A 5,118-nucleotide genomic window follows, 5' to 3' on the forward strand; every position below is an offset into this window, starting at 1 on the left:
GGCGGGCGCCGTTGCGCGGCCGCCCGTTCGCGGCTAAACCGCGCCACGTGCGCAGTATCGGAACAGATTCATGAAATTCCTCGATCTCTGCAAGGTGCACATCCGGTCCGGCAGCGGCGGGAACGGCTCGATCTCGTTCCGGCGCGAGAAGTTCATCGAATACGGCGGCCCCGATGGTGGCGACGGCGGGCGCGGCGGCGACGTCTGGGCCGAGGCCGTGGACGGGCTGAACACGCTGATCGACTTCCGCTATCAGCAGCACTGGTTCGCCAAGAACGGGCAGGGCGGCATGGGCAATGCCCGCACCGGCAGCTCGGGCGACAGCATCACCCTGCGCGTGCCGGTGGGCACCGAGATCCTCGACGAGGAGGGCGAGGAGGTGGTCGCCGACCTCGCCAACCTCGGCGACCGGGTGCTGCTGGCCAAGGGCGGCAACGGCGGCTGGGGCAACCTGCACTTCAAGACCTCGGTCAACCAGGCGCCGCGTCGGTCCAATCCGGGGCAGGAGGGCGTCGAGCGCACGCTGTGGCTGCGGCTGAAGCTGATCGCCGACGTGGGCCTGGTGGGCCTGCCCAATGCGGGCAAGTCGACCTTCCTCGCGGCCACATCGAATGCGCGCCCGAAGATCGCCGACTATCCCTTCACCACGCTGCATCCCAACCTCGGCGTGGTCGAGGTTGACGGGCGCGAATTCGTCGTCGCCGACATCCCCGGCCTGATCGAGGGCGCGCACGAGGGCCGCGGCCTCGGCGACGTGTTCCTGGGCCACGTGGAGCGTTCGGCGGTGCTGCTGCACCTGATCGACGGCACCTCGGGCACGCTGATCGAGGACTGGCAGACGATCTGCAACGAGCTCGAGGCCTATGGCGAGGGATTGGCCGACAAGCCCCGCGTCACGGTGCTGAACAAGATCGACGCGCTCGACGACGAGGAGCGCGCCTTCCTGCGCGACGAGTTGCACGAGGCCGGCGCCGAGGACGTGCGCCTGATGTCCGGCGCGTCGGGCGAGGGCGTGATCGACGTGCTGCGCGCGCTGCGCCCGCATGTGCAACGCCGCGACCGCGCCGAGGCCGCGGTGCAGGACGAGGACGGGGACGGATCGTGGCAACCCTAGGCGAGGCGCGCCCGGTGGCCGCGACGCTGGCCGACGCGCGGCGCGTCGTGGTCAAGATCGGCTCGGCCCTGCTGGTCGATGCCGCGACCGGCGACCTGCGCCACGACTGGCTGGTGAGCCTCGCCGCCGACGTGGCCGCGCTGAAGGCCCGCGGCGCCGAGGTGGTGCTGGTCTCGTCCGGCTCGATCGCGCTGGGGCGCGGCGCGCTGGGGCTGCCCGCCGGGACGCTGCCGCTGGAACAGAGCCAGGCGGCCGCCTCGGTGGGCCAGATCCGGCTGGCGCGGGCCTACGAGCAGGTCATGGCACCGCACGGCATCGTCACGGGCCAAGTGCTGGTCACGCTCGAGGACAGCGCCTCGCGCCGGCGCTACCTGAATTCGCGGGCGACGCTGGGCACGCTGCTGGGTCTCGGCGCGCTGCCCATCGTGAACGAGAACGACACCGTGGCCACGGACGAGATCCGCTACGGCGACAACGACCGGCTGGCCGCGCAGGTGGCCGCGACCGTCGGCGCGGACCTGCTGGTGCTGCTGTCGGACGTGGACGGGCTTTACACGGCGAACCCGCAGATCGACCCGACCGCGCGCCGACTGGACGTGGTCGACGCCATCACGCCCGAGATCGAGGCGATGGCCGGTGACGCGGGCTCCGGCCTGTCCAAGGGCGGGATGAAGACCAAGGTCATGGCCGCACGCACCGCCACCGCCGCCGGCTGCGCCATGCTGATCGGGCTGGGCGCGCCGAAACACCCGCTGCGCGCGCTGCAGGACGGCGCGCCGTCGACGCTTTTTGCGGCGCAGCTCGACCCGCAGGCGGCGCGCAAGCGCTGGATCGCGGCGATGAAGACGCGCGGCACGCTGACCGTGGACGACGGCGCCGCGAAGGCTTTGGCCGACGGCCGATCCTTGCTGCCCGCCGGCGTGCGGGGCGTCATGGGCGCGTTCGAGCGCGGCGACCCGGTGGCGATCCAGGCCGCCGACGGCGCGACGCTGGGCTGCGGCTTGGTGCGCTACTCGGCCGGAGAGGCGCGCGCCATCGCCGGACACCAGAGCGCCGAGATCGAGACGATCCTGGGCTATCCGGGCCGCGCCGTGCTGGTCCACCGGGACGACATGGCGCTTTGACCGGCCGCGCCGGCGCAGTAGATTGACGCAAATCCAGCGACAGGGACCGAACCCATGAAGGACCTGACCGACATCCCCGCCCTGATGCACGACATGGGCCGGCGCGCGCGCGACGCGGCGGCGGTGCTTGCCTATGCCGAGCCCGAGGCCAAGCGCCGCGCGCTGGAAGCTGCCGCCGACGCGATCGAGGCGCAGGCGGCCGACATCCTCGTCGCGAACGCGCAGGACCTCGACTACGGGCGCGAGAAGGGCCTCAGCGATGCGATGATGGACCGCCTGACGCTCAGCCCCGCGCGCATCGCCGACATCGCCGGCGGCCTGCGCGCGGTCGCGGCGCAGGACGATCCCGTGGGCGCCGTGATGGCCGAGTGGGACCGCCCCTCGGGTCTGCACATCCGCCGGGTGCGCACGCCGCTGGGCGTCGTGGGCGTGATCTACGAATCGCGGCCCAACGTGACCGCCGACGCGGGCGCGCTGTGCCTGAAGTCCGGCAACGCGGTGATCCTGCGCGGCGGCTCGGAAAGCCTGCATTCCTCGGGCGCGATCCATGCCTGCCTGGTCGAGGGGCTGCGCGCCGCCGGCCTGCCCGAGGACGCGATCCAGCTGGTGCCGACGCGCGACCGCGCCGCCGTGTCCGAGATGCTGACGATGACCGACGTCATCGACGTGATCGTGCCGCGCGGCGGCAAGGGGCTGGTCGGCCTCGTCCAGCGCGAGGCGCGCGTGCCGGTCTTCGCGCATCTCGAGGGCATCGTGCACGTCTACATCGACAAGGACGCCGATCCGCTCAAGGCGCTCGAGGTCGTCAAGAACGCCAAGACCCGCCGCACCGGCATCTGCGGCGCGGCCGAATGCCTGCTGATCCACCGCGACGTGGTCGACACGATCGGGCAGGGCGTGATCAAGGCTCTGGTCGAGGCCGGCGTCGAGGTCCGCGCGGACGAGACGCTGGCGCGGATCAAGGGCACCGTGCCCGCGTCGGACGACGATTGGGGCCGCGAATACCTCGACATGATCATCGCCGCGCGCGTGGTCGACGACATCGACGCCGCGATCGCGCATATCCGGCGATATGGCTCGAACCACACCGACTGCATCCTGACCGAGGACGATGCGGCGGCCGAACGGTTCTTCACCCGGCTCGACAGCGCGATCCTGATGCGCAACGCATCGACCCAGTTCGCGGATGGCGGGGAATTTGGCATGGGTGCGGAAATCGGCATCGCCACCGGCAAGATGCATGCCCGCGGCCCAGTGGGCGCCGAGCAGCTGACCAGCTTCAAGTACCTGGTGACCGGCGACGGGACGGTGCGCTGATCGCCCTCCGTCCGCCCTCAGCCGATGGTGATCTCGATCCGGTCCTCGGCCGGGCGGGCCGACAGCGTCCGGCCCCGGTCGCGCACCAACGTCGAAAGCAGCGCGAACTGCACCTTGTCCGGCGTCAGGTCGTCCAGCTGCCCGCCGCCGGCGAGGAAGCTCCAGGCGCCCTCGTGGATCGCGACGCGCCGGCCGGTGGCCTCGACGCGGATGCGGGAATCGCCGCCCTCGATCGCGACCGTTCCGCCCAGCGGCAGCGCGCTTTCGCAGCACAGGAAGGCGAGGTAGGCCAATTGCACGTTGGCGCGAGCCATCTTGTCCGCCGCCGCCCATTGCGCCGTCATGCGCGTGGTGCGGGTGATCGCGTCCAGCGTGGCGGCCGCGTCGCGCGACCCGATCGACTGGCCGTCATTGGCGCTGCCGAAGGCCACCCGGAAGAACTTGATCCGCGCCGAGGCGCTGTCGCAGCTGTCCTGGATCAGCGCCATCTCGGCGCCGGTCTCGGCCCCGCCGGCCAGGGCGACAAGCTCGAGCCCGTTCTGTATGGCGCCGATCGGGCTGATCAGATCGTGACACAGCCGCGATCCTACCAATGCTGCGAGGGAAGCCGTATGATCGGTCATCAAGTCATCCTGTCGAAGGAGGGATCATGGAGGATCTGAACGCCCTGCTGGAGCCCGGCATGCTGGTCCAGAACCCCGAGCGGCCCGACTGGGGCACCGGGCAGGTGCAGTCCAACATCGGCGGCAAGGTCACCGTCAACTTCCGCGAGGAAGGAAAGGTGGTGCTGGACGGCGCGCACGTGTCGCTGATCCCCGTTTTCGAGTCCGGTTCCGATTCCGGGCCTTGAGACGCCCGCCCCATCCGTATTAGCGATGCTTTGAGCGGATGCCTACCCCCGCGGGCGAATTTGGAAGGCACTATCGTGTTGGTAGCAGACGAGAAATGACCGATCCGGCCACACTGACCGATGCAAGGCCGGGCACCGGCTTCGCCGTCCGGCTGGCGCAGAGCCGCGCCGAGATCGAGGCGGCGCAACGGCTGCGTTACGCCGTCTTCGTCGAGGAACTGGGCGGCGACGGCCCGATGGTCGACCATGCGGCACGGCTGGAACGCGACCGGTTCGATCCGTTCTTCGACCACCTGATCCTGACGCCCGAGGACGCGCCCGGCGAGGTGGTCGGCGTTTACCGGTTGCTGCGCTCGGACGCCGCCGCCCGCGCCGGGCAGTTCTACTCCGAGGACGAGTACGACCTCGACCCGCTCAAGCGCTCGGGGCGGCGGCTACTGGAACTGGGGCGGTCCTGCCTGCATCCCGATCACCGCGGCGGCGCCGCGCTCTATGCCCTGTGGCAGGGACTGGCGGACTACGTCTTCGCGCACCGGATCGAGATCCTGTTCGGCGTGGCGAGCTTTCACGGCACCGACGTCGCGCGCCTGGCCGCACCCCTGTCGCTGCTGCATCACCGGCACCTCGCGCCCGAGCCGCTGCGCGTGCGCGCGCGGCAGTTCCAGCCGATGGACCTGCTGCCCGAGGCGACGCTCGACCGCCGCGCGGCGATG

6 protein-coding genes are annotated in these 5,118 nt (G+C 70.9%); 5 read left to right on the forward strand and 1 reads right to left on the reverse strand.

What is annotated here, in order from left to right; translation table 11 throughout:
- Window positions 1-70: 70 nt before the first annotated feature.
- From obgE to ACFDTC_RS13100, 3 genes are read left to right on the forward strand one after another with little or no spacing between them, the layout of a single operon-like run.
- Window positions 71-1,114, forward strand: coding sequence for a GTPase ObgE (obgE, locus tag ACFDTC_RS13090; RefSeq protein ID WP_375259328.1), 1,044 nt, complete (start codon window positions 71-73; stop codon window positions 1,112-1,114).
- 14 nt (window positions 1,115-1,128) lie between these two features.
- A complete protein-coding gene (gene proB / locus ACFDTC_RS13095; RefSeq protein WP_375259345.1) occupies window positions 1,129-2,238 on the forward strand; it encodes a glutamate 5-kinase in 1,110 nt (369 codons plus the stop codon).
- 54 nt (window positions 2,239-2,292) lie between these two features.
- Window positions 2,293-3,555 (forward strand): glutamate-5-semialdehyde dehydrogenase, encoded by a 1,263-nt coding sequence (locus ACFDTC_RS13100; protein ID WP_375259329.1) that lies wholly within the window; start codon window positions 2,293-2,295, stop codon window positions 3,553-3,555.
- Window positions 3,556-3,572: 17 nt separating this feature from the next.
- Here the strand turns inward: ACFDTC_RS13100 and ACFDTC_RS13105 are convergent, their stop codons facing one another.
- Window positions 3,573-4,178: a histidine phosphotransferase family protein gene (locus tag ACFDTC_RS13105; protein WP_375259330.1), complete on the reverse strand. Its 606-nt coding sequence runs from the start codon at window positions 4,176-4,178 to the stop codon at window positions 3,573-3,575.
- Window positions 4,179-4,204: 26 nt separating this feature from the next.
- Here ACFDTC_RS13105 and ACFDTC_RS13110 point away from each other — a divergent pair, with 26 nt between their 5' ends.
- Together ACFDTC_RS13110 and ACFDTC_RS13115 are read left to right on the forward strand one after the other, a co-directional pair.
- The gene (locus ACFDTC_RS13110) at window positions 4,205-4,405 is read left to right on the forward strand and encodes a DUF3553 domain-containing protein (RefSeq protein ID WP_375259331.1); all 201 of its coding nucleotides are present in this window, start codon (window positions 4,205-4,207) and stop codon (window positions 4,403-4,405) included.
- 95 nt (window positions 4,406-4,500) lie between these two features.
- Window positions 4,501-5,118 (forward strand): GNAT family N-acetyltransferase (locus ACFDTC_RS13115; protein ID WP_375259332.1); only part of this gene is annotated, 618 nt, incomplete at its 3' end.

This window comes from Citreimonas sp., assembly GCF_042096055.1.
Taxonomy (GTDB): Bacteria; Pseudomonadota; Alphaproteobacteria; order Rhodobacterales; family Rhodobacteraceae; genus Citreimonas.

Coding starts and splice junctions, on each gene's coding strand:
- obgE (WP_375259328.1), top strand. CDS start 71: ATGAAATTCCTCGATCTCTGCAAGGTGCACATCCGGTCCGGCAGCGGC.
- ACFDTC_RS13100 (WP_375259329.1), top strand. CDS start 2,293: ATGAAGGACCTGACCGACATCCCCGCCCTGATGCACGACATGGGCCGG.
- ACFDTC_RS13105 (WP_375259330.1), bottom strand. CDS start 4,178: ATGACCGATCATACGGCTTCCCTCGCAGCATTGGTAGGATCGCGGCTG.
- ACFDTC_RS13110 (WP_375259331.1), top strand. CDS start 4,205: ATGGAGGATCTGAACGCCCTGCTGGAGCCCGGCATGCTGGTCCAGAAC.